Annotated in this window: 45 protein-coding genes and 1 pseudogene; 40 read left to right on the top strand and 6 right to left on the bottom strand. The window is 50.7% G+C overall.

All coding sequences use genetic code 11. The annotated features are described in order from the left end of the window. The 34 genes and pseudogenes from PSSD_RS20400 to PSSD_RS20235 all read left to right on the top strand — a co-directional run. A partial coding sequence (locus PSSD_RS20400; RefSeq protein WP_500812364.1) for an EF-Tu C-terminal domain-related protein occupies positions 1 to 232 on the top strand: 232 nt, incomplete at its 5' end. A gap of 179 nt (positions 233 to 411) precedes the next feature. Further along, complete coding sequence (gene bfd / locus PSSD_RS26760; protein WP_039330903.1) at positions 412 to 606, top strand: bacterioferritin-associated ferredoxin; 195 nt, start codon at positions 412 to 414, stop codon at positions 604 to 606. Between the two features lie 101 nt (positions 607 to 707). After that, positions 708 to 1,193 carry a bacterioferritin gene (gene bfr, locus PSSD_RS20390; RefSeq protein WP_058973472.1) on the top strand — a complete coding sequence of 162 codons (486 nt, stop codon included), beginning with the start codon at positions 708 to 710 and terminating at the stop codon, positions 1,191 to 1,193. A gap of 319 nt (positions 1,194 to 1,512) precedes the next feature. Beyond that, complete coding sequence (gene rpsJ / locus PSSD_RS20385; protein ID WP_006120582.1) at positions 1,513 to 1,824, top strand: 30S ribosomal protein S10; 312 nt, start codon at positions 1,513 to 1,515, stop codon at positions 1,822 to 1,824. A gap of 32 nt (positions 1,825 to 1,856) precedes the next feature. Continuing rightward, entirely contained in the window at positions 1,857 to 2,483 is a 627-nt protein-coding gene (rplC, locus tag PSSD_RS20380; RefSeq protein WP_039330898.1) for a 50S ribosomal protein L3, read from the top strand. 10 nt (positions 2,484 to 2,493) lie between these two features. Beyond that, the gene (gene rplD, locus PSSD_RS20375; protein ID WP_034830751.1) at positions 2,494 to 3,099 is read left to right on the top strand and encodes a 50S ribosomal protein L4; all 606 of its coding nucleotides are present in this window, start codon (positions 2,494 to 2,496) and stop codon (positions 3,097 to 3,099) included. Continuing rightward, positions 3,096 to 3,398 (top strand): 50S ribosomal protein L23, encoded by a 303-nt coding sequence (gene rplW / locus PSSD_RS20370; RefSeq protein ID WP_007891652.1) that lies wholly within the window; start codon positions 3,096 to 3,098, stop codon positions 3,396 to 3,398. The genes rplD and rplW overlap by 4 nt, the downstream gene beginning before the upstream one ends. Positions 3,399 to 3,415: 17 nt before the next feature. Next, positions 3,416 to 4,236 (top strand): annotated as a pseudogene (rplB, locus tag PSSD_RS20365) (50S ribosomal protein L2). Between the two features lie 16 nt (positions 4,237 to 4,252). Then, positions 4,253 to 4,531 carry a 30S ribosomal protein S19 gene (gene rpsS, locus PSSD_RS20360; protein WP_001138115.1) on the top strand — a complete coding sequence of 93 codons (279 nt, stop codon included), beginning with the start codon at positions 4,253 to 4,255 and terminating at the stop codon, positions 4,529 to 4,531. Positions 4,532 to 4,544: 13 nt separating this feature from the next. Then, on the top strand, positions 4,545 to 4,877 hold the full coding sequence (gene rplV, locus PSSD_RS20355; RefSeq protein WP_007891659.1) for a 50S ribosomal protein L22: 333 nt from the start codon (positions 4,545 to 4,547) through the stop codon (positions 4,875 to 4,877). Positions 4,878 to 4,894: 17 nt separating this feature from the next. Continuing rightward, positions 4,895 to 5,593 carry a 30S ribosomal protein S3 gene (gene rpsC, locus PSSD_RS20350; RefSeq protein WP_039330895.1) on the top strand — a complete coding sequence of 233 codons (699 nt, stop codon included), beginning with the start codon at positions 4,895 to 4,897 and terminating at the stop codon, positions 5,591 to 5,593. 12 nt (positions 5,594 to 5,605) lie between these two features. Further along, positions 5,606 to 6,016, top strand: coding sequence for a 50S ribosomal protein L16 (gene rplP / locus PSSD_RS20345; protein WP_015962145.1), 411 nt, complete (start codon positions 5,606 to 5,608; stop codon positions 6,014 to 6,016). Next, positions 6,016 to 6,204, top strand: coding sequence for a 50S ribosomal protein L29 (rpmC, locus tag PSSD_RS20340; protein ID WP_039330894.1), 189 nt, complete (start codon positions 6,016 to 6,018; stop codon positions 6,202 to 6,204). Before rplP ends, rpmC begins: the two co-directional genes overlap by 1 nt. Further along, positions 6,204 to 6,458, top strand: a complete 255-nt coding sequence (gene rpsQ / locus PSSD_RS20335) for a 30S ribosomal protein S17 (protein ID WP_038644333.1) — start codon at positions 6,204 to 6,206, stop codon at positions 6,456 to 6,458. The genes rpmC and rpsQ overlap by 1 nt, the downstream gene beginning before the upstream one ends. Before the next feature lie 169 nt (positions 6,459 to 6,627). Next, on the top strand, positions 6,628 to 6,999 hold the full coding sequence (gene rplN / locus PSSD_RS20330) for a 50S ribosomal protein L14 (protein WP_006120590.1): 372 nt from the start codon (positions 6,628 to 6,630) through the stop codon (positions 6,997 to 6,999). 10 nt (positions 7,000 to 7,009) lie between these two features. Continuing rightward, positions 7,010 to 7,324, top strand: a complete 315-nt coding sequence (gene rplX, locus PSSD_RS20325) for a 50S ribosomal protein L24 (RefSeq protein WP_039330891.1) — start codon at positions 7,010 to 7,012, stop codon at positions 7,322 to 7,324. 14 nt (positions 7,325 to 7,338) lie between these two features. After that, positions 7,339 to 7,878 carry a 50S ribosomal protein L5 gene (rplE, locus tag PSSD_RS20320; RefSeq protein ID WP_006120591.1) on the top strand — a complete coding sequence of 180 codons (540 nt, stop codon included), beginning with the start codon at positions 7,339 to 7,341 and terminating at the stop codon, positions 7,876 to 7,878. Between the two features lie 14 nt (positions 7,879 to 7,892). Further along, positions 7,893 to 8,198, top strand: coding sequence for a 30S ribosomal protein S14 (gene rpsN / locus PSSD_RS20315; protein ID WP_007891666.1), 306 nt, complete (start codon positions 7,893 to 7,895; stop codon positions 8,196 to 8,198). A gap of 32 nt (positions 8,199 to 8,230) precedes the next feature. Continuing rightward, entirely contained in the window at positions 8,231 to 8,623 is a 393-nt protein-coding gene (rpsH, locus tag PSSD_RS20310) for a 30S ribosomal protein S8 (protein ID WP_039330888.1), read from the top strand. 12 nt (positions 8,624 to 8,635) lie between these two features. Then, on the top strand, positions 8,636 to 9,169 hold the full coding sequence (rplF, locus tag PSSD_RS20305) for a 50S ribosomal protein L6 (RefSeq protein ID WP_039330885.1): 534 nt from the start codon (positions 8,636 to 8,638) through the stop codon (positions 9,167 to 9,169). Positions 9,170 to 9,178: 9 nt separating this feature from the next. Beyond that, entirely contained in the window at positions 9,179 to 9,532 is a 354-nt protein-coding gene (gene rplR / locus PSSD_RS20300; RefSeq protein ID WP_008104733.1) for a 50S ribosomal protein L18, read from the top strand. Positions 9,533 to 9,546: 14 nt separating this feature from the next. Then, positions 9,547 to 10,047 (top strand): 30S ribosomal protein S5, encoded by a 501-nt coding sequence (gene rpsE, locus PSSD_RS20295; protein ID WP_007891679.1) that lies wholly within the window; start codon positions 9,547 to 9,549, stop codon positions 10,045 to 10,047. Positions 10,048 to 10,052: 5 nt separating this feature from the next. After that, entirely contained in the window at positions 10,053 to 10,232 is a 180-nt protein-coding gene (gene rpmD / locus PSSD_RS20290; protein ID WP_021186404.1) for a 50S ribosomal protein L30, read from the top strand. 3 nt (positions 10,233 to 10,235) lie between these two features. Beyond that, on the top strand, positions 10,236 to 10,670 hold the full coding sequence (rplO, locus tag PSSD_RS20285; RefSeq protein WP_034830738.1) for a 50S ribosomal protein L15: 435 nt from the start codon (positions 10,236 to 10,238) through the stop codon (positions 10,668 to 10,670). 7 nt (positions 10,671 to 10,677) lie between these two features. Then, complete coding sequence (gene secY / locus PSSD_RS20280) at positions 10,678 to 12,009, top strand: preprotein translocase subunit SecY (protein WP_039330881.1); 1,332 nt, start codon at positions 10,678 to 10,680, stop codon at positions 12,007 to 12,009. 32 nt (positions 12,010 to 12,041) lie between these two features. Further along, a complete protein-coding gene (gene rpmJ / locus PSSD_RS20275; RefSeq protein WP_004160566.1) occupies positions 12,042 to 12,158 on the top strand; it encodes a 50S ribosomal protein L36 in 117 nt (38 codons plus the stop codon). A gap of 146 nt (positions 12,159 to 12,304) precedes the next feature. Beyond that, a complete protein-coding gene (rpsM, locus tag PSSD_RS20270) occupies positions 12,305 to 12,661 on the top strand; it encodes a 30S ribosomal protein S13 (protein ID WP_039330880.1) in 357 nt (118 codons plus the stop codon). A gap of 16 nt (positions 12,662 to 12,677) precedes the next feature. Beyond that, positions 12,678 to 13,067, top strand: a complete 390-nt coding sequence (rpsK, locus tag PSSD_RS20265) for a 30S ribosomal protein S11 (protein WP_004160563.1) — start codon at positions 12,678 to 12,680, stop codon at positions 13,065 to 13,067. A 31-nt stretch (positions 13,068 to 13,098) separates the two neighbouring features. Next, positions 13,099 to 13,719, top strand: coding sequence for a 30S ribosomal protein S4 (gene rpsD / locus PSSD_RS20260; RefSeq protein ID WP_039330879.1), 621 nt, complete (start codon positions 13,099 to 13,101; stop codon positions 13,717 to 13,719). 25 nt (positions 13,720 to 13,744) lie between these two features. Further along, entirely contained in the window at positions 13,745 to 14,734 is a 990-nt protein-coding gene (locus tag PSSD_RS20255) for a DNA-directed RNA polymerase subunit alpha (RefSeq protein ID WP_007891688.1), read from the top strand. A 40-nt stretch (positions 14,735 to 14,774) separates the two neighbouring features. Next, complete coding sequence (rplQ, locus tag PSSD_RS20250) at positions 14,775 to 15,161, top strand: 50S ribosomal protein L17 (RefSeq protein WP_004160560.1); 387 nt, start codon at positions 14,775 to 14,777, stop codon at positions 15,159 to 15,161. A gap of 102 nt (positions 15,162 to 15,263) precedes the next feature. Beyond that, positions 15,264 to 15,635 (top strand): DnaJ family domain-containing protein, encoded by a 372-nt coding sequence (locus PSSD_RS20245; protein ID WP_058973471.1) that lies wholly within the window; start codon positions 15,264 to 15,266, stop codon positions 15,633 to 15,635. Position 15,636: 1 nt separating this feature from the next. Beyond that, positions 15,637 to 16,074, top strand: coding sequence for a Zn(2+)-responsive transcriptional regulator (gene zntR / locus PSSD_RS20240; RefSeq protein ID WP_039330877.1), 438 nt, complete (start codon positions 15,637 to 15,639; stop codon positions 16,072 to 16,074). Positions 16,075 to 16,124: 50 nt separating this feature from the next. Continuing rightward, entirely contained in the window at positions 16,125 to 16,343 is a 219-nt protein-coding gene (locus PSSD_RS20235) for an alternative ribosome-rescue factor A (RefSeq protein WP_058973470.1), read from the top strand. Positions 16,344 to 16,359: 16 nt separating this feature from the next. Here the strand turns inward: PSSD_RS20235 and mscL are convergent, their stop codons facing one another. The 5 genes from mscL to def all read right to left on the bottom strand — a co-directional run bounded on the left by mscL (position 16,360) and on the right by def (position 21,097). After that, positions 16,360 to 16,770 (bottom strand): large-conductance mechanosensitive channel protein MscL, encoded by a 411-nt coding sequence (gene mscL / locus PSSD_RS20230; protein ID WP_039330875.1) that lies wholly within the window; start codon positions 16,768 to 16,770, stop codon positions 16,360 to 16,362. A 110-nt stretch (positions 16,771 to 16,880) separates the two neighbouring features. Further along, positions 16,881 to 18,257 carry a Trk system potassium transporter TrkA gene (trkA, locus tag PSSD_RS20225; RefSeq protein ID WP_039330874.1) on the bottom strand — a complete coding sequence of 459 codons (1,377 nt, stop codon included), beginning with the start codon at positions 18,255 to 18,257 and terminating at the stop codon, positions 16,881 to 16,883. A gap of 31 nt (positions 18,258 to 18,288) precedes the next feature. Next, positions 18,289 to 19,575, bottom strand: a complete 1,287-nt coding sequence (gene rsmB, locus PSSD_RS20220; RefSeq protein WP_058973469.1) for a 16S rRNA (cytosine(967)-C(5))-methyltransferase RsmB — start codon at positions 19,573 to 19,575, stop codon at positions 18,289 to 18,291. Between the two features lie 43 nt (positions 19,576 to 19,618). Beyond that, positions 19,619 to 20,563, bottom strand: a complete 945-nt coding sequence (gene fmt, locus PSSD_RS20215) for a methionyl-tRNA formyltransferase (protein WP_039330872.1) — start codon at positions 20,561 to 20,563, stop codon at positions 19,619 to 19,621. A 21-nt stretch (positions 20,564 to 20,584) separates the two neighbouring features. Then, the gene (gene def, locus PSSD_RS20210) at positions 20,585 to 21,097 is read right to left on the bottom strand and encodes a peptide deformylase (RefSeq protein ID WP_039330871.1); all 513 of its coding nucleotides are present in this window, start codon (positions 21,095 to 21,097) and stop codon (positions 20,585 to 20,587) included. Positions 21,098 to 21,210: 113 nt separating this feature from the next. Between def and dprA the strand changes: the two genes are divergently transcribed. The 6 genes from dprA to PSSD_RS20185 are packed head-to-tail and all read left to right on the top strand — an operon-like array spanning position 21,211 to position 24,998. Further along, the gene (gene dprA / locus PSSD_RS20205) at positions 21,211 to 22,335 is read left to right on the top strand and encodes a DNA-protecting protein DprA (protein ID WP_039330870.1); all 1,125 of its coding nucleotides are present in this window, start codon (positions 21,211 to 21,213) and stop codon (positions 22,333 to 22,335) included. Beyond that, positions 22,307 to 22,780 carry a DUF494 family protein Smg gene (smg, locus tag PSSD_RS20200; protein ID WP_039330869.1) on the top strand — a complete coding sequence of 158 codons (474 nt, stop codon included), beginning with the start codon at positions 22,307 to 22,309 and terminating at the stop codon, positions 22,778 to 22,780. Before dprA ends, smg begins: the two co-directional genes overlap by 29 nt. A 24-nt stretch (positions 22,781 to 22,804) precedes the next feature. Then, entirely contained in the window at positions 22,805 to 23,359 is a 555-nt protein-coding gene (locus PSSD_RS26755) for a DNA topoisomerase family protein (protein ID WP_071885712.1), read from the top strand. Further along, entirely contained in the window at positions 23,356 to 23,931 is a 576-nt protein-coding gene (tsaC, locus tag PSSD_RS20195; RefSeq protein ID WP_039330868.1) for an L-threonylcarbamoyladenylate synthase type 1 TsaC, read from the top strand. Before PSSD_RS26755 ends, tsaC begins: the two co-directional genes overlap by 4 nt. A 3-nt stretch (positions 23,932 to 23,934) precedes the next feature. Further along, positions 23,935 to 24,753, top strand: a complete 819-nt coding sequence (aroE, locus tag PSSD_RS20190; RefSeq protein ID WP_039330867.1) for a shikimate dehydrogenase — start codon at positions 23,935 to 23,937, stop codon at positions 24,751 to 24,753. After that, complete coding sequence (locus PSSD_RS20185; RefSeq protein ID WP_039330866.1) at positions 24,750 to 24,998, top strand: DUF1488 family protein; 249 nt, start codon at positions 24,750 to 24,752, stop codon at positions 24,996 to 24,998. The genes aroE and PSSD_RS20185 overlap by 4 nt, the downstream gene beginning before the upstream one ends. On the opposite strand, the gene PSSD_RS20180 is transcribed toward PSSD_RS20185, so the two are convergent. Further along, positions 24,974 to 25,528: a gamma carbonic anhydrase family protein gene (locus tag PSSD_RS20180; protein WP_058973468.1), complete on the bottom strand. Its 555-nt coding sequence runs from the start codon at positions 25,526 to 25,528 to the stop codon at positions 24,974 to 24,976. The genes PSSD_RS20185 and PSSD_RS20180 overlap by 25 nt on opposite strands. Positions 25,529 to 25,693 lie beyond the last annotated feature (165 nt).

Below are 25,693 nucleotides of genomic sequence, written 5' to 3'. Positions count from 1 at the left end.
TCGTCATACTCCGTTCTTCAAAGGCTACCGTCCTCAGTTCTACTTCCGTACTACTGACGTGACCGGCGACGTTCAACTGCCAGAAGGCGTTGAAATGGTAATGCCAGGCGACAACGTGAAAATGACTGTTACTCTGATCAAGCCAATCGCGATGGATCAGGGTCTGCGTTTCGCAATCCGTGAAGGCGGCCGTACTGTTGGTGCGGGCGTTGTTGCTGAAATTATCGCTTAATTGCGTTAATGCCGGTGGCTGCTTAGGTAGCCACCGCAGCACGAAAGAAGAGCACTGCGGTGCTCTTTTTTTTCGTCAAAATTTCATGACAGATAGAAAAACCACACAAAAGCTACGTTTGAAATAAAAACCATTCTCATTTACACTTTGATCAGAAATTGTACTGGAGCATGCAGTAAATGTACGTCTGTCTGTGTAATGCCGTGAGTGATAAAACCCTCCGCGAAGTTGTTCGTCGTTATCAGCCCAAATCCATTCAGCATTTGCGCCAGCTTGTCCCTATCGGGAAACAGTGCGGCAAGTGTATTCGCGTGGCGCGTGAGATCATGGATGACGAGTTGCAGAAGGTGCCTCTGTACAAAGAGATAGCCTGATAATTCCTTCCAGACCTTAATAACCACAAAAACTGTCCAGTTTTTTTGACTTCTTTTTATCCGCATCTACGATCTATTTACCTGGAAGCGGAGGAAGCAAAATGAAGGGCGACAGTAAAATCATAACGCATCTCAATAAACTGCTGGGGAATGAACTGGTTGCGATTAATCAGTACTTTCTTCATGCGCGCATGTTCAAAAACTGGGGGCTGATTCGCCTCAACAATGTCGAGTATCACGAATCCATTGATGAAATGAAGCACGCGGATAAGTACATCGAGCGCATTCTGTTTCTTGAAGGCATTCCCAATCTTCAGGATCTGGGCAGGCTGCGCATTGGTGAAGATGTCCCGGAGATGTTGCAATCCGATCTGACGTTGGAGCTGGAAGGGGCGAAGGATTTACGTGAAGCCATCGCCTATGCGGACAAAGTTCATGACTACGTAAGCCGTGACATGATGATTGAGATTCTGAGTGAAGAAGAACATCACATCGACTGGCTGGAGACAGAACTGGACCTGGTACAAAAACTCGGGTTGCAGAATTACCTGCAGGCCCAATTACAACAAGAAGAGCACGCGAACTAACCCATTTTGCATTAGCAATGTCGTGAGCCTGTACGGGTCGTTATCCGATCGGTACAGGCTTTTTTGTCTTTTAGTTGAAATGATGTGGTTAAAAACGCATCACGGGTTGCTTCCTGAACTGATTTGCGTATAATGCGCGGGCCTGCCGATATTGGTATGGCGCGATTCGAGCAGAATCGCAGGCGATAGCGAGTGATGTATCGCCTGACAATACTCCCGATTGGGGAGTTATATGCTGAACGATTACACTCCTCCATCAATCGTAATGGGTGTGGGTAGTAATTCTTTTCGTTTATAAAATGTTTGGAGCCTTGGTCTCATGTCGAACCAAAGAATCCGTATCCGTCTTAAAGCGTTTGATCATCGCCTGATCGATCAATCAACCGCGGAAATCGTTGAGACTGCCAAGCGCACTGGTGCGCAGGTACGTGGTCCGATCCCGCTGCCAACTCGCAAAGAGCGTTTTACCGTTCTGATCTCTCCGCACGTTAACAAAGATGCGCGTGATCAGTACGAAATTCGCACTCACAAGCGTCTGGTAGACATCGTTGAGCCAACTGAAAAAACCGTTGATGCACTGATGCGTCTGGATCTGGCTGCCGGTGTTGACGTGCAGATCAGCCTGGGTTAATCAGGTCATCGAGCGATTGAGAGGTTGATACAATGATTGGTTTAGTCGGTAAAAAAGTGGGCATGACCCGCATCTTCACTGAAGATGGCGTTTCAATCCCAGTAACCGTAATCGAAGTTGAAGCAAACCGCGTTACTCAGGTCAAAGGCCTGGAAAACGACGGTTACCAAGCTATCCAGGTGACCACCGGTGCTAAAAAAGCAAACCGTGTTGGCAAACCAGAAGCAGGTCATTTTGCTAAAGCTGGCGTTGAAGCTGGCCGTGGTCTGTGGGAATTCCGCACCGAAGGTGAAGAGTACTCAGTAGGCCAGAGCATCAGTGTTGAAATCTTCGCTGAAGTTAAAAAAGTAGACGTTACCGGTACCTCTAAAGGTAAAGGTTTCGCAGGTACCGTTAAGCGCTGGAACTTCCGTACCCAGGACGCTACACACGGTAACTCCTTGTCTCACCGCGTTCCGGGTTCTATCGGTCAGAACCAGACTCCGGGCAAAGTGTTCAAAGGCAAGAAAATGGCTGGTCAGCTGGGTAATGAGCGCGTAACCGTTCAGAGCCTGGAAGTGGTACGTGTTGACGCTGAGCGCAACCTGCTGCTGGTCAAAGGTGCTGTTCCGGGTGCAACCGGCAGCGACCTGATTGTTAAACCAGCTGTGAAGGCGTAAGGGGATAGCAATGGAATTAGTACTGAAAGACGCGCAGAGCGCGCTGACTGTTTCCGAAACTACCTTCGGTCGTGATTTCAACGAAGCGCTGGTTCACCAGGTTGTTGTTGCTTATGCCGCTGGTGCTCGTCAGGGTACTCGTGCGCAGAAAACTCGTGCTGAAGTAACTGGTTCAGGCAAAAAGCCTTGGCGCCAGAAAGGTACCGGCCGTGCGCGTTCAGGTTCTGTAAAGAGCCCGATCTGGCGTTCAGGTGGCGTGACCTTCGCTGCGCGTCCACAGGACCACAGTCAAAAAGTTAACAAAAAGATGTACCGCGGCGCGCTGAAAAGCATCCTGTCCGAACTGGTACGTCAGGACCGTCTGATCGTTGTCGAGACGTTCTCTGTAGAAGCACCGAAAACCAAGCTGCTGGCACAGAAACTGAAAGACATGGCGCTGGAAGACGTGCTGATCATCACCGGCGAACTGGATGAGAATCTGTTCCTGGCTGCGCGTAACCTGTACAAGGTTGACGTGCGTGATGCAGCGGGTATCGACCCAGTTAGCCTGATCGCCTTCGACAAAGTCGTTATGACTGCGGAAGCAGTTAAGCAAGTTGAGGAGATGCTGGCATGATCCGTGAAGAACGTCTGCTGAAAGTCGTGCGCGCGCCGCACGTATCTGAAAAAGCATCTACTGCGATGGAAAAAACCAATACCATCGTTCTCAAAGTTGCTAAAGACGCGACCAAAGCAGAGATCGTTGCTGCTGTTGAGAAACTGTTCGAAGTTGAAGTTAAAGACGTAAACACCTTGGTTGTTAAGGGTAAAGTTAAGCGTCACGGACAGCGTATCGGTCGTCGTAGCGACTGGAAAAAAGCTTACGTCACCCTGAAGGAAGGCCAGAACCTGGACTTCGTCGGCGGCGCTGAGTAAGTCGGAGGAGAAAGACAATGGCAGTTGTTAAATGTAAACCGACATCTCCGGGTCGTCGTCACGTAGTTAAAGTGGTGAACCCAGAGCTGCACAAGGGCAAACCTTTTGCTCCGCTGTTAGAAAAAACAGCAAATCCGGTGGTCGTAACAACAATGGTCGTATCACTACCCGTCATATCGGTGGTGGTCACAAGCAGGCTTACCGTATTGTTGACTTCAAACGCAACAAAGATGGTATCCCAGCAGTTGTTGAGCGTCTTGAGTACGATCCGAACCGTTCTGCGAACATCGCACTGGTTCTGTACAAAGATGGCGAGCGCCGTTACATCCTGGCCCCTAAAGGCCTGAAAGCTGGTGATCAGGTTCAATCTGGCGTTGATGCTGCGATTAAAGCGGGTAACACCCTGCCTATGCGTAACATCCCGGTGGGTTCTACCGTTCACAACGTAGAAATGAAACCAGGCAAAGGCGGTCAGATTGCTCGCTCAGCTGGTACTTACGTGCAGATCGTTGCGCGTGATGGTTCCTACGTAACCCTGCGTCTGCGTTCTGGCGAAATGCGTAAAGTCGAAATCGACTGCCGCGCAACCCTGGGCGAAGTCGGTAACGCTGAGCACATGCTGCGCGTTCTGGGTAAAGCTGGTGCAACCCGTTGGCGTGGTGTTCGTCCTACCGTTCGCGGTACTGCGATGAACCCAGTCGATCACCCGCACGGTGGTGGTGAAGGTCGTAACTTTGGTAAGCACCCGGTAACTCCGTGGGGCGTTCAGACCAAAGGTAAGAAGACCCGTAGCAACAAGCGTACTGATAAATTTATCGTACGTCGCCGTAGCAAATAATTTTAGAGGATAAGCCATGCCACGTTCTCTCAAGAAAGGTCCTTTTATTGACCTGCACTTGCTGAAGAAGGTAGAGAAAGCGGTGGAAAGCGGTGACAAGAAGCCCCTGCGCACTTGGTCCCGTCGTTCAACGATCTTCCCTAACATGATCGGTTTGACCATCGCTGTCCATAATGGTCGTCAGCACGTTCCTGTCTTTGTTTCCGACGAAATGGTCGGCCACAAACTGGGTGAATTTGCACCGACACGTACTTATCGCGGCCATGCTGCAGATAAGAAAGCCAAGAAGAAATAAGTAGGAGGAAGAGATGGAAACTATTGCTCAACATCGCCATGCTCGTTCTTCTGCTCAGAAGGTCCGCCTTGTTGCTGACCTGATTCGCGGTAAGAAAGTGTCGCAGGCTCTGGATATTCTGACTTACACCAACAAGAAAGCTGCTGTGTTGGTTAAGAAAGTACTGGAATCTGCCATTGCGAACGCCGAACACAACGATGGCGCTGATATCGACGATCTGAAAGTCGCGAAAATCTTCGTAGACGAAGGCCCAAGCATGAAGCGCATTATGCCGCGTGCGAAAGGTCGTGCAGATCGCATCCTGAAGCGCACCAGCCACATTACTGTGGTTGTGTCCGATCGCTGAGACTCTGGAGACTAGCAATGGGTCAGAAAGTACATCCTAATGGTATTCGCCTGGGTATTGTAAAACCATGGAACTCTACCTGGTTTGCGAACACCAAAGAATTCGCTGACAACCTGGACAGCGATTTTAAAGTACGTCAGTTCCTTACTAAGGAACTGGCTAAAGCGTCTGTATCTCGTATCGTTATCGAGCGTCCGGCTAAGAGCATCCGTGTGACCATTCACACCGCTCGCCCGGGTATCGTTATCGGTAAGAAAGGTGAAGACGTAGAAAAACTGCGCTCGGTCGTCGCGAAAATCGCTGGCGTTCCTGCACAGATCAACATCGCCGAAGTCCGTAAGCCGGAACTGGACGCTAAATTGGTTGCTGACAGCATCACTTCACAGCTGGAGCGTCGTGTGATGTTCCGTCGTGCTATGAAGCGTGCGGTACAGAACGCAATGCGTCTGGGCGCGAAGGGTATTAAAGTTGAAGTCAGCGGCCGTCTGGGCGGTGCCGAGATCGCACGTACCGAATGGTACCGTGAAGGTCGCGTACCACTGCACACTCTGCGTGCAGACATTGACTACAACACCTCTGAAGCGCACACCACTTATGGTGTAATCGGCGTTAAGGTATGGATCTTCAAAGGTGAGATCCTGGGTGGTATGGCTGCTGTTGAACAACCGGAACCGGCTGCTCAACCTAAAAAGCAGCAGCGTAAAGGCCGTAAGTAAGGAGAGTCGCTGATGTTACAACCAAAGCGTACGAAATTCCGTAAAGTGCACAAAGGCCGCAACCGTGGTCTGGCGCAGGGTACGGATGTCAGCTTCGGTACTTTCGGTCTGAAAGCTGTTGGCCGTGGTCGTCTGACTGCTCGTCAGATCGAAGCAGCACGTCGTGCTATGACCCGTGCAGTTAAGCGTCAAGGTAAGATTTGGATCCGTGTATTCCCGGACAAACCAATCACCGAGAAGCCGCTCGAAGTGCGTATGGGTAAAGGTAAGGGTAACGTGGAGTATTGGGTTGCCCTGATCCAGCCAGGTAAAGTCCTGTATGAAATGGACGGTGTATCTGAAGAGCTGGCCCGTGAAGCCTTCAAGCTGGCAGCAGCAAAACTGCCTATCAAAACCACCTTTGTAACTAAGACGGTGATGTAATGAAAGCAAATGAGCTGCGTGAAAAAAGCGTTGAAGAGCTGAACACTGAGCTTCTTAACCTTCTGCGTGAGCAGTTTAACCTGCGCATGCAGGCAGCATCTGGCCAGCTGCAGCAGACCCATCTGCTGAAGCAAGTGCGCCGTGATGTTGCACGTGTTAAGACTTTACTGACTGAGAAGGCGGCGTAATGACCGATAAAATCCGTACTCTGCAGGGTCGTGTTATTAGTGACAAAATGCAGAAATCTGCAGTTGTTGCTATCGAACGTGTCGTGAAGCACCCGATCTACGGTAAATTCATCAAGCGTACGACTAAGCTGCACATCCATGACGAGAACAACGAGTGTGGAATTGGTGACGTGGTAGAAATCCGCGAAACCCGTCCACTGTCTAAGACTAAGTCTTGGGCTCTGGTTCGCGTTGTAGAGAAAGCGATTCTGTAATAGAATCCGTTTCCTCTAAAAAATAAAATGAACGGCTCGTCTGAGCCGTTCATTTTTTCTACCCATCTGCGAGAACCGGTGTTATAATGCCGCGCCCTCAATTATGGGGCTTTTTAACGACCTGAGGTTTGGGTCCCGAAGTAGTAGTTGACATTAGCGGAGCACTAAAATGATCCAAGAACAGACTATGCTGAACGTCGCCGACAACTCCGGTGCACGTCGCGTAATGTGTATCAAGGTTCTGGGTGGCTCGCACCGTCGCTACGCAGGCGTCGGCGATATCATCAAAGTTACCATCAAGGAAGCAATTCCACGTGGTAAGGTGAAAAAAGGTGATGTCCTGAAGGCGGTAGTGGTGCGCACCAGGAAGGGTGTTCGTCGCCCGGACGGTTCTGTCATTCGCTTCGATGGTAATGCATGCGTTATTTTAAACAATAACAGCGAGCAGCCTATCGGTACGCGTATTTTTGGGCCGGTAACTCGTGAACTTCGTACTGAAAAGTTCATGAAAATTATCTCTCTGGCACCAGAAGTACTCTAAGGAGCGAGCAATGGCAGCGAAAATCCGTCGCAATGACGAAGTTATTGTGCTTACCGGCAAAGATAAAGGTAAGCGCGGTAAAGTAAAGAATGTCCTGACTTCTGGTAAGGTCATCGTTGAAGGTATCAACCTGGTTAAAAAACATCAGAAGCCTGTCCCGGCTCTGAACCAACCAGGCGGCATCGTTGAAAAAGAAGCTGCTATTCAGGTTTCTAACGTTGCAATCTTCAATGCGGCAACCGGCAAGGCTGACCGTGTAGGCTTTAGATTCGAAGAAGGCAAAAAAGTCCGTTTCTTCAAGTCTAATAGCGAAACTATCAAGTAATTTGGAGTAGTACGATGGCGAAACTGCATGATTACTACAAAGACGAAGTAGTCCAGAAACTCATGTCTGAGTTCGGCTACAATTCTGTCATGCAAGTCCCTCGGGTCGAGAAGATCACCCTGAACATGGGTGTTGGTGAAGCGATCGCTGACAAGAAACTGCTGGATAACGCAGCAGCTGACCTGGCAGCAATCTCCGGTCAAAAGCCGTTGATCACCAAAGCACGCAAATCAGTTGCAGGCTTCAAAATCCGTCAGGGCTATCCGATCGGCTGTAAAGTAACTCTGCGCGGCGAGCGCATGTGGGAGTTCTTTGAGCGTCTGATCACTATTGCTGTTCCACGTATTCGTGACTTCCGTGGCTTGTCCGCTAAGTCTTTCGATGGTCGTGGTAACTACAGCATGGGCGTTCGTGAGCAGATCATCTTCCCAGAAATCGACTACGACAAAGTCGATCGCGTTCGTGGTTTGGATATTACCATTACCACTACTGCGAAATCTGATGATGAAGGCCGTGCTCTGCTGGCTGCCTTTGACTTCCCGTTCCGCAAGTAAGGTAGGGTTACTTAATGGCTAAGCAATCTATGAAAGCACGCGAAGTTAAGCGTGTAAAATTAGCAGACAAGTTCTTCGCTAAGCGCGTTGAGCTGAAAGCGATCATTTCTGATGTGAACGCATCCGACGAAGACCGTTGGGATGCTGTTCTTAAGCTGCAGAGTCTGCCGCGTGATTCCAGCCCTTCCCGTCAGCGTAACCGCTGCCGTCAGACAGGTCGTCCGCACGGTTTCCTGCGGAAGTTTGGGTTGAGCCGTATCAAGGTCCGTGAAGCCGCAATGCGCGGTGAAATCCCGGGTCTGAAAAAGGCTAGCTGGTAATTGTCACCATTTGAATCACGGGAGTAACACAGATGAGCATGCAAGATCCGATCGCGGATATGCTGACCCGTATCCGTAACGGTCAAGCCGCGAACAAAGTTGCGGTCTCTATGCCTTCCTCCAAGCTGAAAGTGGCAATTGCCAACGTGCTGAAGGAAGAAGGCTACATTGAAGATTTTAAAATCGAAGGCGACACCAAGCCTGAACTGGAACTGACTCTTAAGTATTTCCAGGGCAAGTCTGTGGTAGAGAGCATTCAGCGTGTTAGCCGTCCAGGTCTGCGCATCTATAAGAAAAAAGATGAGCTGCCAAAAGTAATGGCTGGTCTGGGCATCGCTGTAATTTCTACCTCTAAAGGTGTCATGACTGATCGTGCAGCGCGCCAAGCTGGTCTTGGTGGCGAAATTATCTGCTACGTAGCGTAATCGGAGGATAAAATGTCTCGTGTTGCAAAAGCACCTGTCGTTGTTCCTGCGGGCGTAGAGGTAAAACTCAACGGTCAGGAAGTTTCGATCAAAGGCAAAAACGGCGAGCTGACTCGTACTATCAACAGTGCTGTAGAAGTTAAGCATGCAGACAACGCCCTGACTTTCGCTCCACGCGAAGGTTTTGCGGACGCTTGGGCACAGGCAGGTACTGCTCGTGCGCTGCTGAACGGCATGGTTATCGGTGTTACCGAAGGCTTCACCAAGAAGCTGCAACTGGTTGGTGTTGGTTATCGTGCAGCTGTTAAAGGCAACTCTGTGAGCTTGGCCCTGGGCTTCTCTCACCCTGTTGACCATGCACTGCCGGCCGGCATCACTGCTGAATGTCCAACTCAGACTGAAATCGTGCTGAAAGGCGCTGATAAGCAGCTGATTGGTCAGGTTGCAGCGGATCTGCGCGCCTACCGTCGTCCTGAGCCTTACAAAGGCAAGGGTGTTCGTTACGCCGACGAAGTCGTGCGTACCAAAGAGGCTAAGAAGAAGTAAGGTAACACTATGGATAAGAAATCTGCTCGTATCCGTCGTGCGACCCGTGCACGTCGCAAGCTCAAAGAGCTGGGTGCTACTCGCCTGGTGGTACATCGTACCCCGCGTCATATCTACGCACAGGTGATCGCCCCGAACGGTTCCGAAGTTTTGGTTGCTGCTTCTACTGTAGAAAAAGCTATTGCCGAACAACTGAAGTATACCGGTAACAAAGACGCTGCTGCAGCTGTAGGTAAAGCTCTGGCTGAGCGCGCTGTCGAGAAAGGCATTACTAATGTTTCTTTCGACCGTTCCGGGTTCCAATATCATGGTCGTGTCCAGGCACTGGCAGATGCTGCCCGTGAAGCTGGCCTTCAGTTCTAAGGTAGAGGTCTAAGATGTCAAACATCGAGAAACAAGCTGGCGAACTGCAGGAAAAACTGATCGCGGTAAACCGTGTTTCTAAAACTGTAAAAGGTGGTCGTATTTTCTCCTTCACCGCACTGACTGTAGTGGGTGATGGTAACGGCCGCGTTGGTTTTGGTTACGGTAAAGCGCGTGAAGTTCCAGCAGCGATCCAGAAAGCGATGGAAAAAGCCCGTCGCAACATGATTAACGTCGCGCTGACTCACGGCACCCTGCAGCACCCTGTTAAAGGTGCTCACACGGGTTCTCGTGTGTTCATGCAGCCGGCTTCTGAAGGTACCGGTATCATCGCCGGCGGTGCAATGCGCGCTGTTTTAGAAGTCGCTGGAGTACATAACGTTCTGGCTAAAGCGTATGGTTCTACTAACCCGATTAACGTGGTTCGTGCAACTATCGATGGCCTGGGCAATATGAATTCTCCAGAAATGGTCGCTGCCAAGCGTGGTAAATCCGTTGAAGAAATTCTGGGGTAATCACGATGGCTAAGACTATTAAAATTACACAAACCCGCAGTTCAATCGGCCGCCTGCCTAAGCACAAAGCCACTCTGGTTGGCTTGGGTCTGCGTCGTATTGGTCATACCGTTGAGCGTGAAGACACGCCTGCTGTACGCGGTATGGTTAACGCGATTTCCTACATGCTGAAAGTGGAGGAGTAAGAGATGCGTTTAAACACTCTGTCTCCGGCCGAAGGGTCTAAACACGCTTCTAAGCGTCTGGGTCGTGGTATCGGTTCTGGTCTCGGTAAAACCGGTGGTCGTGGTCACAAAGGTCAGAACTCTCGTTCTGGCGGTGGCGTACGTCGCGGTTTCGAGGGTGGCCAGATGCCTCTGTACCGTCGTCTGCCGAAATTCGGTTTCACCTCTCGCAAAGCAATGGTCACTGCAGAAGTTCGTCTGTCTGACCTGGCGAAAGTTGAAGGCGGTATTGTTGACCTGAATACTTTGAAAGCAGCTAACATCATCGGTGTTCAGATCGAATTCGCGAAAGTGATTCTGTCTGGTGAAGTTTCTGCTCCGGTAACGATTCGTGGTCTGCGTGTCACCAAAGGTGCTCGTGCTGCGATCGAAGCTGCTGGCGGTAAAATCGAGGAATAAGTAGCAGATGGCAAAGCAACCGGGATTAGATTTTCAAAGTGCCAAAGGTGGCTTTGGTGAACTGAAGCGCAGACTGTTGTTTGTAATCGGTGCACTGATTGTCTTCCGTATTGGCTCTTTTATTCCAATCCCCGGTATCGATGCCACTGTACTTGCCAAACTGCTTGAGCAACAGCGTGGCACCATCATTGAAATGTTTAACATGTTCTCTGGTGGTGCTCTCAGTCGTGCCTCAATCTTCGCACTGGGTATTATGCCGTATATTTCGGCCTCTATTATTATCCAGTTGCTGACGGTGGTTCATCCAGCGTTGGCCGAGATTAAGAAAGAGGGTGAAGCTGGTCGTCGTAAGATTAGCCAGTACACTCGCTATGGCACCCTGGTTCTGGCTGTATTCCAGTCGATCGGTATTGCTACCGGTCTGCCGAATATGCCTGGAATGCAAGGCCTGGTGATGAATCCAGGTTTCGCATTCTACTTTACCGCTGTTGTAAGTCTGGTTACCGGGACAATGTTCCTGATGTGGCTGGGCGAACAGATTACTGAACGAGGTATCGGTAACGGTATCTCGATCATTATCTTCGCGGGTATTGTTGCGGGTCTTCCGCCGGCCATTGGCCATACCATCGAGCAAGCGCGGCAAGGTGACCTGCACTTCCTTCTGTTGCTGTTGGTTGCAGTTCTTGTATTTGCAGTGACGTTCTTTGTTATTTTCGTTGAGCGTGGCCAGCGCCGCATTGTGGTCAACTACGCTAAACGTCAGCAAGGTCGTCGTGTATATGCTGCACAGAGCACACATTTACCGTTGAAAGTGAATATGGCGGGCGTAATCCCGGCTATTTTTGCTTCCAGCATTATTCTGTTCCCAGCAACCATCGCGTCATGGTTCGGGGGCGGTACCGGTTGGAACTGGCTGACAACAATTTCGCTGTATTTGCAACCAGGACAGCCGCTATATGTGCTACTCTATGCGACTGCAATCATCTTCTTCTGTTTCTTCTACACGGCGTTGGTGTTCAACCCACGTGAAACAGCAGATAACCTGAAGAAGTCTGGTGCATTCGTACCGGGAATTCGTCCGGGAGAGCAAACGGCGAAGTATATCGATAAAGTAATGACACGTCTGACCTTAATCGGCGCACTGTATATTACCTTTATCTGCCTGATCCCGGAGTTCATGCGTGATGCCATGAAGGTTCCCTTCTACTTTGGCGGCACATCGCTGCTTATCGTAGTGGTTGTCATCATGGACTTTATGGCTCAAGTGCAAACTCTGATGATGTCGAGTCAGTATGAGTCTGCATTGAAGAAAGCTAACCTGAAAGGCTACAGCCGTTAATTCAGGCGCTTGAGAAGTTACGGAGAGTAAAAATGAAAGTTCGTGCTTCCGTCAAGAAATTATGTCGTAACTGCAAAATCATCCGTCGCGACGGTGTCGTACGTGTGATCTGCAGCGCCGAGCCAAAGCATAAACAACGCCAAGGCTGATATAGTCACATATTTTTCTTGCAAAGTCGGGTTGAGCTGGCTAGATTAGCCAGCCAATCTTTTGTATGTCGATGCGTTACCATTTGAGTATCCTGAAAACGGGCTTTTCAGCATGGGACGCATTTATTTAATTATAGGAGTGCATAGTGGCCCGTATAGCAGGCATTAACATTCCTGATCAAAAACATACCGTAATCGCATTAACTTCGATTTTCGGAATCGGCAAAACCCGTTCTAAAGCCATCTGCGCTTCAACGGGCATCGCCGAAGATGTTAAGATCAGAGAGCTGTCTGAAGAACAAATTGAACAGCTGCGTGAAGCAGTTGGTAAATTCGTTGTTGAAGGTGATCTGCGCCGTGAAATCACCCTGAGCATCAAGCGTCTGATGGACCTTGGTTGCTATCGTGGTTTACGCCATCGTCGTGGTCTGCCAGTTCGCGGTCAGCGTACTAAGACCAATGCACGTACCCGTAAGGGTCCGCGTAAACCGATCAAGAAATAATCGGGGTGAGTAAATAATGGCAAAGGCACCAGTTCGTGCACGCAAGCGTGTAAGAAAGCAAGTCTCAGATGGCGTGGCTCATGTCCATGCATCTTTTAACAACACCATCGTTACCATCACTGATCGTCAGGGTAACGCACTGGGTTGGGCAACCGCCGGTGGTTCCGGTTTCCGCGGTTCACGTAAATCTACTCCGTTTGCTGCTCAGGTAGCTGCAGAGCGCTGTGCAGAAGCAGTGAAAGATTACGGTATTAAGAATCTGGAAGTTATGGTTAAGGGTCCAGGTCCGGGTCGCGAATCAACTATTCGTGCTCTGAACGCTGCTGGTTTCCGCATCACTAATATTACTGATGTGACTCCAATCCCTCACAACGGTTGTCGTCCGCCGAAAAAACGTCGCGTTTAACGCCCGTTTTTAGGTTAGTTGGAGAAAGAAAATGGCAAGATATTTGGGTCCTAAGCTCAAGCTGAGCCGTCGTGAGGGTACCGACTTATTCCTTAAGTCTGGCGTTCGCGCGATCGATACCAAGTGCAAAATTGAACAACCACCTGGTCAGCATGGTGCGCGTAAACCGCGTCTGTCTGACTACGGCGGCCAGTTGCGTGAGAAGCAGAAAGTTCGTCGTATCTACGGCGTGCTGGAGCGTCAGTTCCGTAACTACTATAAAGAAGCAGCACGTCTGAAAGGCAACACCGGTGAAAACCTGTTGGCTCTGCTGGAAGGTCGTCTGGATAACGTTGTTTACCGTATGGGCTTTGGCGCCACTCGTGCAGAAGCACGTCAGCTGGTTAGCCATAAATCTATCCTGGTAAACGGTCGCGTTGTTAACATCGCTTCTTATCAGGTATCTCCGAATGATGTCGTAAGCATCCGTGAGAAAGCCAAACAGCAATCTCGCGTGAAGGCCGCTCTGGAGCTGGCTGAGCAGCGTGAAAAGCCAACCTGGCTGGAAGTTGATGCGACCAAGATGGAAGGTGTGTTCAAGCGTATGCCTGAACGTACTGATCTGTCTGCGGACATTAACGAACACCTGATCGTCGAGCTTTACTCTAAGTAAAGCTTAGTACCAAAGAGAGGACACAATGCAGGGTTCTGTGACAGAGTTTCTAAAACCGCGCCTGGTAGATATCGAGCAAGTGAGTTCGACGCACGCCAAGGTGACCCTTGAGCCGTTAGAGCGTGGCTTTGGCCATACTCTTGGCAACGCACTGCGCCGTATTCTGCTTTCTTCCATGCCGGGTTGCGCGGTGACCGAGGTTGAGATTGATGGCGTGCTGCACGAGTACTCCACCAAAGAGGGCGTACAGGAAGATATCCTGGAAATCCTGCTCAATCTGAAAGGGCTGGCGGTAAGAGTTCAGGGTAAAGATGAAGTTATTCTCACCTTGAATAAATCTGGCATTGGCCCTGTGACTGCAGCCGATATCACCCACGACGGTGATGTCGAAATCGTCAAGCCGCAGCATGTGATCTGCCATCTGACCGATGAAAACGCATCTATTAGCATGCGTATCAAAGTTCAGCGTGGTCGTGGTTATGTGCCGGCTTCTGCCCGAATTCATTCGGAAGAAGATGAGCGCCCAATCGGCCGTCTGTTGGTTGACGCTTGCTACAGCCCTGTAGACCGTATCGCCTACAATGTTGAAGCAGCGCGTGTAGAACAGCGCACCGACCTGGACAAGCTGGTCATCGAAATGGAAACCAACGGCACAATCGATCCTGAAGAGGCGATTCGTCGTGCGGCAACCATCCTGGCAGAACAACTGGAAGCTTTCGTTGACTTACGTGATGTACGTCAGCCGGAAGTGAAAGAAGAGAAACCAGAATTCGATCCGATCCTGCTGCGCCCTGTTGACGATCTGGAATTGACTGTCCGCTCTGCTAACTGCCTTAAGGCAGAAGCTATCCACTACATCGGTGATCTGGTACAGCGTACCGAGGTTGAGCTGCTTAAAACGCCTAACCTTGGTAAAAAATCTCTTACTGAGATTAAAGATGTGCTCGCTTCACGTGGTTTGTCTCTGGGCATGCGCCTGGAAAACTGGCCACCAGCAAGCATTGCTGATGAATAATCAGATCACAGGTTAAGGTTTCACTGAGAAGGATAAGGTCATGCGCCATCGTAAGAGTGGTCGTCAACTGAACCGCAACAGCAGCCATCGTCAGGCTATGTTCCGCAACATGGCCGGTTCTCTGGTTCGTCATGAGATCATCAAAACGACTCTGCCGAAAGCCAAAGAACTGCGTCGCGTAGTTGAGCCGCTGATTACTCTTGCCAAGACCGACAGCGTAGCTAATCGTCGTCTGGCATTCGCCCGCACTCGTGATAACGAGATCGTGGCAAAACTGTTTAACGAGCTGGGCCCGCGTTTCGCGAGCCGTGCCGGTGGTTACACTCGTATTCTGAAGTGTGGCTTCCGTGCTGGTGACAACGCTCCGATGGCTTACATCGAGCTGGTTGATCGTCCAGAAGCTCAAGCAGAAGCTGTTGCAGAGTAATCTGTAACAACGTAGAAAACCCGCTTCGGCGGGTTTTTTATTGCCTGTCATTCCTCTCCTCTTTCGCTATGCTGAACACTGTACTTTTAGCAGGAGTTCAATATGTGGTTTATCGATCAACTGGTAGAACAGCACATCCGCACCGCGCTGGAAAAAGGCGAACTGAGTAATTTGCCTGGAGAAGGTGCGCCTTTGCAGTTGGATGATGATAGTGCTGTGCCACCTGAACTACGTAGCGCCTACCGTTTGCTTAAAAACTCCGGCTTCTTACCTCCTGAACTGGCAATGCGGCGCGAAGCGCTGGAGATCAACGATCTTTTACGTCAGTTGGATCCCGCCGATCAGCAAGCTGAAAGTCTGCATAAAAAACTCACTTTGTTAGAGATGCAGTTGCGCCAGGCCGGGATGAGCACCGACTTTTTACGCGGTGACTATCGCGAATCCATAAGTCAGCGTCTGAAGCAGGAGAAGTAGCGTGTATAAAATTGGCCAATTGGCAAAACTTGCTGATGTTACACCCGACACCATCCGTTTTTATGAAAAACAGCAAATGATGGATCATGACATTCGCACTCAGGGTGGGTTCCGTCTTTACAGTGATGAAGACCTGCAGCGTCTGCGCTTTATTCGCTATGGGCGACAGCTTGGGTTTAGTCTGGATTCGATCCGTGGTCTGTTATCGATCCGTATCGATCCTGAACATCACACTTGCCAGGAATCGAAAGCGATCGTCGCTAAGCGCTTAGAGGAAGTGAATGGCATGATCGCAGAACTGCAAATCATGCAGCGCTCACTGGAACGTTTAGCCGAGACCTGCTGCGGCGATCAGCACAGCAGTGCCTGTTGCTCTATCCTTGAAGCGCTGGAAAAAGGAGAAGAACCGCATGCAGAAATTTGTTGTAGCAAAGATTGAATTTCACACGGGAAAGCCTATAGTTTCGCCATCATTCACTGGAGGACATTATGAGCCGCTATCAGCATCGAAAAGGTAAGATTAACGATAATGCCATTGAGGCACTGCTTCATGACCCGCTATTTCGTCAGCGAGTTGAGCAAAATCACAAAGGGAAAGGCAGTTATCGACGCAAAGATAAACATGCAAAAGGCGGGAACTGGGAGGCCAGTGGTAAGCCAAAAAGTTTACCACTGGCCTTCTGCTTTACGGTCAAAAAAGCCGCCTAAGTGGGCGGCTTTCTTATTACACTTTGGTGTTTTGTTGCTTCAGTAAATCACGGATTTCAGTGAGTAACACTTCTTCATTGGTTGGTTTTGGTGCTGGCTTTTCCACTTCTTTTTTCTGATACAGCTTGTTCATGACTTTGATTGCCATAAAGATAGCGAAGGCTACGATGACAAAATCAAAGATGGTTTGAATAAAAGTGCCGTACTCCATCACCACTGCAGGGATATCACCTTCAGCGGGTTTTAGTACCCACTTAAACTGTTTGAAGTCGACGCCGCCAATCAGCAAGCCCAGTGGCGGCATGATGATGTTAGCAACCAGTGATGAAACAATCTTACCGAAAGCGGCACCGATAATGACACCGACTGCCAGGTCAACCACGTTCCCACGCATTGCAAAATCACGAAACTCTTTGAATAAACTCATTGTTATCTCCTTGCCTTGGCCAATGGCTAAAGTCTAACAAACCTTTGTGCAATTGCCATTATCACAACGGATTAAGCAGAATTATCACGGCGGGCAATCGCCCGCCACGATCAGAGGAAGAAGGGACTTGGCTGGAACAGGCGCTCGACATCGGGGACAAACTTCTTATCTGTCAGGAACATAATCACATGGTCGCCCTGTTCAATACGGACATTATCGTTAGCGATGATCACATCATCGCCACGTACTACCGCACCAATTATGGTTCCCGGCGGGAGTTTGATATCTTCGATTAAGCGGCCCACCACGCGTGAGGTCGTCTCTTCACCATGAGCGATCGCTTCAATCGCTTCAGCGATGCCGCGTCGTAATGATGAAACACCGACAATGTCGGCTTTACGCACGTGACTCAGCAGGGCTGAGATCGTCGCTTGCTGCGGAGAGATCGCAATATCGATCACGCTGCCTTGTACCAGATCGACATAAGCGCGGCGCTGGATCAACACCATCACCTTTTTGGCGCCCATCTTCTTGGCCAGCATGGCCGACATGATATTGGCTTCGTCATCGTTGGTGACGGCAATAAACAGATCGACCTGTTCGACATGCTCTTCGGCCAGTAACTCTTGATCCGAGGCATCACCGTAAAACACCACGGTATCGTGCAAACGTTCCGCCAACTCAGCAGCGCGCTGTTGATTGCGTTCAATCAACTTCACGCTGTACTGTTTTTCGAGGCGCTGCGCAAGCCCAAAGCCGATGTTGCCACCGCCGACTAACATAATACGTTTGTAAGGCTTCTCCAGACGCTGCATCTCACTCATTACCGCGCGAATATGCTGGCTCGCGGCGATAAAGAACACTTCGTCTCCGGCTTCAACAATGGTTGAGCCTTGAGGGCGAATAGGGCGATCCTGGCGAAAAATTGCGGCGACTCGCGTGTCGATGTGCGGCATATGCTCACGCAGTATGGACAACGGATTTCCGACCAACGGGCCGCCATAATAGGCTTTCACCACCGCGAGGCTGACCTTTCCTTCGGCGAAATTCACTACCTGTAAAGCGCCTGGATATTGAATCAAGCGGTAAATGTTGTCGATTACCAGCTGCTCAGGTGAAATGAGGTGGTCAATCGGTACGGCTTCTGGCACGAACAATTTTTCCGCATCACGCAGGTATTCGGCTGCGCGAATACGTGCGATGCGGTTTGGCGTATTAAAAAGCGAGTAAGCGATCTGACAAGCGATCATGTTGGTTTCGTCAGAATTGGTCACGGCAACCAACATATCGGCATCTTCTGCTCCGGCCTCACGCAGTACGCGTGGATGGGAACCATGGCCGTGCACAACGCGCAGGTCGAATTTGTCCTGCAGTGCCCGCAGACGTGTTGCATCCGTATCGACCACGGTGATGTCGTTATTTTCACCCACCAGATTTTCTGCGAGTGTACCGCCTACTTGCCCGGCGCCGAGGATAATGATTTTCATCGTTGGATCGCTCTTGTCAGAATGCGCTGCACTATTTTTTCATTAACTTAGCGTAAAAGAAGCCGTCACCGCCATCTACGCTGGGGAATACTTGCCAGCCGTTGATTTGGCCTTCTGGTAGCTTCTCCGCGACCGCATCTTTGTGCTTCGTCAGGAACGCCGCGATCTGCTGATGGTTCTCTTCAGGCAAAATTGAGCAGGTCGCATAAATTAGGGTTCCGCCAGATTTCAGACGTGGCCAGACAGCTTCCAGAATTTCCCCCTGAAGATTGGCCAACTCTGCAATGTCACGATCGCGTCGCAGCCATTTGATATCTGGATGGCGGCGGATGACGCCCGTTGCAGAGCAGGGCGCATCCAGTAAAATGCGATCAAACTGTTGCTCGCCACACCAGTCTGACGGTGTACGCCCATCACCCTGGCGCACCTCTGATTGCATACCTAATCGCTGCAAGTTTTCATGCACGCGAGTGAGACGTTGTTCATCGATATCCACTGCCAGCACTTGAGCCTGCGGTGCAATTTCCAGAATATGCGTGGTCTTACCGCCAGGCGCGGCGCAGAGATCGAGGATGCTTTCGTTATTTTGCGGCTCAAGCAGCAGGGCGCAGCGCTGTGCGGAAAGATCCTGCACGGTAACCCAACCCTGCTCGAAGCCCGGGAGTTGACTGACGGGTGCCGGTGATTCAAGACGCAGTGCGTCTGGCGCATCGCCAACGAATGCGACTTTTTCTTCGGCTTGTAACAATTCCAGCCATGCATCGCGGCTATGATGCTGGCGATTGACGCGTAGCCACATCGGGGGGCGCTGATTATTCGCCTCCACGATCTGCTGCCAGTTTTCAGGCCAGGCAGTTTGCAGGCGTTTCAATAACCAACCCGGATGCCAGTAACGCTGTGGCCCTTGGTCTACCTCAGCCATCAGCGTTTCTTGCTGACGCTGGAACTGACGGAGTACGCCGTTGATCAAACCTTTTAAATTAGTGCGTTTCAGCACTTCGGCTCCGGCAACGGTTTCTGCCAGCGCGGCGTGAGCGGGAACACGGGTGTATAACACCTGATACAAGCCAACCATAATCAGATAATGCAGCACACGCTGCTTGCCGGTTAACGGGCGCTCCATCAGCTTACCAATTAACGCTTCGAGTTGAGGTAGCGTGCGCATGACGCCAAAGCAGATTTCCTGCAGCAGCGCACCGTCTTTATCTGCCAGGCTTTTTTGCGCACCAGGCAGAATGGCACTTAGCGATTCCCCTTTATCAACTACGCGTTCAATCAGTTGCGCGGCGAGGCTACGCAGGTTGGTTGCTTTTTTCATATTCATTCATCAAACAAAAGCCCGGTAAGAACCGGGCTGAGGGTCAGGCCAGAATGGTGCCAGTGGTGAACCATTCACGACGCGAATTGAGCAGGTCTTGTGCGGACATTGCCTTTTTGCCTGCCGGTTGCAGCGACAGTAGATTTAGTACACCGTCAGTGGTTGCAACCTGAATGCCGTTTTTATCGGCATGGATGATCTCGCCTGGTTGCTTATTCTGATGAGGTAAGACGCTGGCCTGCCAGACTTTGACAGGTTGCTCGTCGACCAGAAAATAGCTCATCGGCCACGGGTTGAAGGCACGAATACAGCGTTCAAGTTGAGCAGCAGAAAGAGACCAATCGAGGCGGGCCTCTTCTTTACTCAACTTCTCAGCGTATGAAACCAGTGCTTCGTCTTGCACTTCTGGTTGCGCACTACCCTTGGCCAGCAGCTCCAGTGTGTCGAGCATGCCCTGTGGGCCAAGCTGCGCAAGCTTGTCATACAACGAGGCGCTGGTATCTTCGGGCGTGATAGGGCAGGCAAGTTTATGCAGCATGTCGCCGGTATCAAGACCCACATCCATTTGCATGATGGTCACACCGGTTTCACGGTCTCCAGCCCAGAGTGAACGTTGGATGGGCGCCGCTCCACGCCAGCGTGGTAGCAGCGAACCGTGCACGTTGATGCAACCCAGGCGCGGCATATCAAGCACCGCTTTTGGCAGAATCAAACCGTAGGCCACCACAACCATGATATCGGCTTGTAGCTCAGCCACCAGATGCTGATTTTCTTCAGGCTTTAATGATTTTGGCTGAAACACGGGAACATCATGAGCCTGCGCCAGAACTTTAACCGGGCTTGGGGTGAGTTTATTCCCCCGTCCTGCTGGACGATCGGGCTGGGTGAATACGCCAATCACCTGATGCTCAGAAGCAAGCAGCGCGTCAAGATGACGCGCTGCGAAGTCAGGTGTACCGGCAAAGATGATTTTTAGCGGTGCAGACACAGTTTAACCTTCTGTTAGTGCTCAGGCTTCGCGTGCGTTCATGCGGGCGAGCTTTTCCAGTTTCTGTTTGATGCGCTGGCGCTTCAACGGTGACAGATAATCGATGAACAGCTTGCCATCAAGATGATCGATCTCATGCTGAATACAGATCGCTAACAGGCCATCAGTTTCTAACTCGAAACTGTTGCCGTCACGATCTTGCGCCCGCACTTTGACCCATTCCGCACGCGGCACAAAAGCACGCTGTTCAGGAATTGAGAGGCAACCCTCATCAATACCGGTTTCGCCACCTTTATCCAGCAGTTCGGGATTGATTAACACCAAGCGCTCATCACGATTTTCAGAAACATCGATGACGATGATGCGTTGATGAATATCGACCTGAGTTGCCGCTAAGCCAATGCCTTCTTCGGCGTACATGGTTTCAAACATGTCGTCGACGATGCGCTGAACGTCTGCATTAACCGTCGCTACGGGCGCAGCGATTTTACGAAGGCGATCATCAGGGAAATGTAATACCTGCAAAACTGACATAAATATCCAGATCTGTATGCGTTAAAGAAAAGATTACTTCCTCATATTGTAGACTTTTTGATGCCTGATTGACAGCATTGCCCCGCATGATAGCGGGCTGAATGGAGTGCAGCATGGAAAGAGTTGAAGGGATGCTAAGGCTGGCAAATGTCAAAGGGCTGCGCGGCCATCGCGCCATGGATTTAGCGCAGTGTCTGCAGACCAACATGTCCCTGGATGATGAGTTCCTACGCCATCTTGGTTTAAATGACATACAGCGCCAGCAATTCAACGATCTTTGCCCGCGGCAGTTGGAACGCACGCACCAGTGGTTGCATGACCCGATGCACCATTTGATTGCCTGTGTTGATACGCGTTTTCCTGCTCGGCTAACGGAAATCAGCCAGCGTCCCGTATTACTTTATGTCGAGGGAAATACGGATGTTTTGCTGCAGCCGCAGCTGGCAATAGTCGGTAGCCGATATTGTTCACATTATGGCAAACAATGGGGGCACTGGTTTTCACAGCAGTTATCGCTGAGTGGGTTGGTGATAACCAGTGGACTCGCGCGCGGCATCGACGGTATTGCGCACCGTGCCGCACTGGAGGCGCAGGGAAAAACGGTTGCGGTGCTGGGCAGTGGATTGCAACAGGTCTATCCCAAAAGCCATCAGTCACTGGCAAAGGAAATCATAGATAACGAGGGCGCGCTGGTTTCAGAGTTCCCGCTCAATACGATACCGCATCCGCTGAACTTTCCGCGCAGGAATCGCATTATCAGTGGCTTAAGCCAAGGGGTGCTGGTGGTCGAAGCCTCGCTAAAAAGTGGTTCACTGATCACGGCACGCTATGCACTGGAACAAAATCGCAATGTCTATGCGCTACCCGGTGCACTCGGGAATAAGGGATGTGAGGGGACGCATTGGTTAATCCAGCAGGGCGCACTATTGGTCGCACACCCCAATAACATTCTTGAAGATTTACACTCCGCGCTTGAATGGCTGCCAGCAACCACAACAGAAACAATATATTCACAAGACAGTGACGATGTTCCATTGCCATTTGCTAGCGTGTTGGCTAACGTAGGTGATGAGGTTACACCTGTTGACGTCGTCGCTGAACGTGCCGGCCAACCTGTGCCAGTTATCTCAGCCCAGTTGCTGGAGCTGGAGTTAGCAGGATGGATCGCAGCTGTACCCGGCGGCTATGTCCGATTGAGGAGGGCATGCCATGTTCGACGTACTTATGTACTTGTTTGAGACCTATATCCACAACGAAGCTGAAATGCGCGTTGACCAGGATAAATTGACCGATGATTTAACCGATGCCGGTTTTCATCGTGAAGATATCTACAATGCGTTGAATTGGCTTGAGCGGTTAGCGGATTATCAGGATGGTCTGGTCCCGCCAGTGTTGCTGGCTACCGATCCGCTCTCTATGCGAATCTACACGGAAGAGGAAAACCAGCGTTTAGATGCCGAGTGTCGCGGTTTTATTTTGTTCCTGGAGCAAGTTCAGGTGCTGAATATGGAAACGCGCGAGATGGTCATCGAACGTGTTATGGCCCTTGATACCCTGGAGTTCGATCTGGAAGACCTCAAATGGGTGGTGCTGATGGTGTTGTTTAATATCCCTGGATGTGAAAACGCTTATCAGCAGATGGAAGAACTGCTATTCGACGTCAATGAAGGTATGCTGCATTAATTTGCGATTAATACAGTCGGAATTATGAGTAAATCAGCATTATTCTCCGTGCGTAAACACGATCCCTGCCCCGCTTGCGGGGCAGATTTAGTGATACGTGCCGGTAAACATGGCCCTTTTCTTGGCTGTGTCAATTATCCAACCTGCGACTACATTCGCCCGCTAAAAAGCCAGGGTGATGGACACATTGTCAAAGTTCTGGAAGGTCATGCTTGCCCAGAATGTGGTGCGGACAAAGTTTTGCGTCAGGGAAGGTTTGGTATGTTTGTCGGATGTAGTCACTATCCAGAGTGTGATTATACCGAAACCATCGATAAGCCTGACGAAACTGCGATCGCTTGCCCCCAGTGTCAAAGTGGGAAATTGGTACAGCGGCGTTCACGCTACGGCAAAACCTTTCATTCCTGTGACCGCTACCCAGACTGCCAGTTTGCCATCAACGCCACACCGGTTGACGGTGTATGCCCACACTGCCAGTTCCCATTGCTCATTGAGAAGAAAACCGCACAAGGCATGAAGCGCTTTTGCGCCAGCAAACGCTGTGGCAAACCCATAGCTCAGGACGAATCATCATCATGAAACAACATCAGTATTTACCAGGCTCGCTTGATTTCTGCATTAAGCAACTCCAGCAGCAGGCAGTGATTGCTTATCCAACCGAAGCCGTTTTCGGTCTAGGCTGTGACCCCGATAGCGAAAGTGCGGTGATGGCGTTGCTGGCGCTTAAACAGCGCCCAGTTGAGAAGGGACTGATCTTAATTGCTGCCGATTACGCGCAGTTGGAACCTTATATCGCCGATCGTGAACTCACTGTTGTGCAGCGTGAGCGTATGTTTGCCAGCTGGCCTGGGCCCGTCACCTATGTGGTTCCGGCGACGCCTCACACCCCGCGCTGGTTAACTGGTCGTTTTGATTCGCTGGCTATCCGCGTGAGCGACCATCCTGATGTACAAGCGTTATGTCGAGGCTTTGGCAAACCCTTGGTATCGACCAGTGCAAATCTGTCTGGTGAGCCTCCATGCCGTAATGCCGAAGAGGTCGCACAGCAGTTCGGTACTGACTTCCCAGTGTTGCATGCTGCCACAGGGGGGCGACTCAATCCTTCAGAGATTCGCGACGTTATCAGCGGCGAACTTATTCGTCAGGGTTAATTCATGGAACATTTTGCCGTTTTTGGTCATCCCATTGCGCACAGCAAATCCCCGTTTATTCATGGCCTTTTTGCCGAGCAAACAGGTATTGATCACACCTATGGCCGTATTTGCGCGCCGCTTGATGGCTTCCTGCTATCAATCAGTGACTTCTTTGCCGCTGGCGGCAAGGGCGCTAACGTCACGCTGCCATTCAAGCAACAAGCGTGGGAATTCGCTGATGAGCTGAGTGAACGCGCAGCCTTATCCGGTGCTGTTAATACTCTGAAAAAAAGAGCGGATGGCTCCGTGTTCGGCGATAACACCGATGGCATCGGCCTGCTGAGCGACCTGCAGCGATTAGAGATGATTAGCCCTGGCGATCGTATTCTATTAGTGGGAGCGGGTGGTGCAGCGCGTGGTGTAATTTTGCCTCTGCTTTCTATGGGGTGTTCTGTTGTGGTGGCCAACCGTACCGTTGAACGTGCTGAGGAGTTGGCAGAGATATTTCAGCATAGTGGGAATATTCAGGCTGCACGTTTTACTGATTTATCCAGCAACACGTTTGACCTCATTATTAATGCCACCTCCAGTGGCGTCGATGGCAAAGTTCCGCCGTTGCCGGATACATTGATTTCCGCACAGACTCGTTGTTACGACATGTTCTATCAGCAGGGGCTAACGCCATTTCTGCTGTGGTGCCAGCAGCATGGCGCACACCAGCTTGCTGATGGCTTGGGCATGCTGGTGGGGCAAGCTGCGCATGCTTTCCAGCTATGGCACGGCACGATGCCGGAGATCACGCCGGTGATTGCTCAATTAAAGCAAGCGATGCAACAGTGAATCAGGCGATCCACTTTCCCGATCGTGAAAACTGGGATGAGGAGAAACAAGCGATCGTTTTTCCCGTCCTGGTTCAGGGAATGGGATTCACTTGCGCCATCCCTTCTGAAGCGTTGCATACCCGATTTGGTTCTGGAGAAGCGATGGCGCTGTTTTGCGCTCATCGCTGGGATGTGGAAGAGGAAGCCGAACAGCTGATCCGTGCAGACGAGATCAACGATCAAGGCTGGATCTGGCTCTCCTGATCGAGGTATTCATTCTTCCATCCAACATAGTTGTTTGATGAATAAAGTAAGCCCGCAATTTCAGCTTCGCTCAATGGGCGAACCTGCTTAACCGGGCTGCCGACATAGAGATAGCCGCTTTCCAGTCGTTTGCCGGGTGGCACCAGGCTGCCGGCACCAATCATGACATCCTCTTCTACAATTACGCCATCAAGCAAAATCGATCCCATCCCAACCAATACTCTGTCGCCAATACTGCAACCATGCAGCATGGCTTTATGGCCCACCGTCACGTCTTCCCCAATCAATAATGGATGACCTTCTGGGGTGCTGGTGGACTTGTGCGTGACGTGCAATACGCTGCCATCCTGGATATTGCTTCTTTTACCTATCACCACTTTGTTCACATCACCACGAATAGCAACCAACGGCCAGATGCTGACATCATCGGCTAGCTGCACATCGCCCACTATCACGCTGCTGCGATCGATCATGACGCGATCGCCAGTTTGCGGAAAATGGTTCTTATAAGGTCGTAGGGCTTCTGACATGATCTTTCTCCTTTTGCACTTTATGTACCTAGCCTGCGGCTTATAGGGCTGGCAAACAAGATGATTTTTGAGCGGATCGCTCGCGATCGCAGCGAAAAGAACGAAAACTCGCCAGTCGATTAAAAAGATCGAAAAAAGGGGTTGTGCAAATAATTCGGATCCCTA

Source organism: Type-D symbiont of Plautia stali, from assembly GCF_001485335.1.
In the GTDB taxonomy this organism is placed as follows: Bacteria; Pseudomonadota; Gammaproteobacteria; order Enterobacterales; family Enterobacteriaceae; genus Pantoea; species Pantoea vagans_C.
The sequence above is the reverse complement of the archived record's forward strand: the minus strand, read 5'-3'. Positions and strand labels throughout refer to the sequence as shown.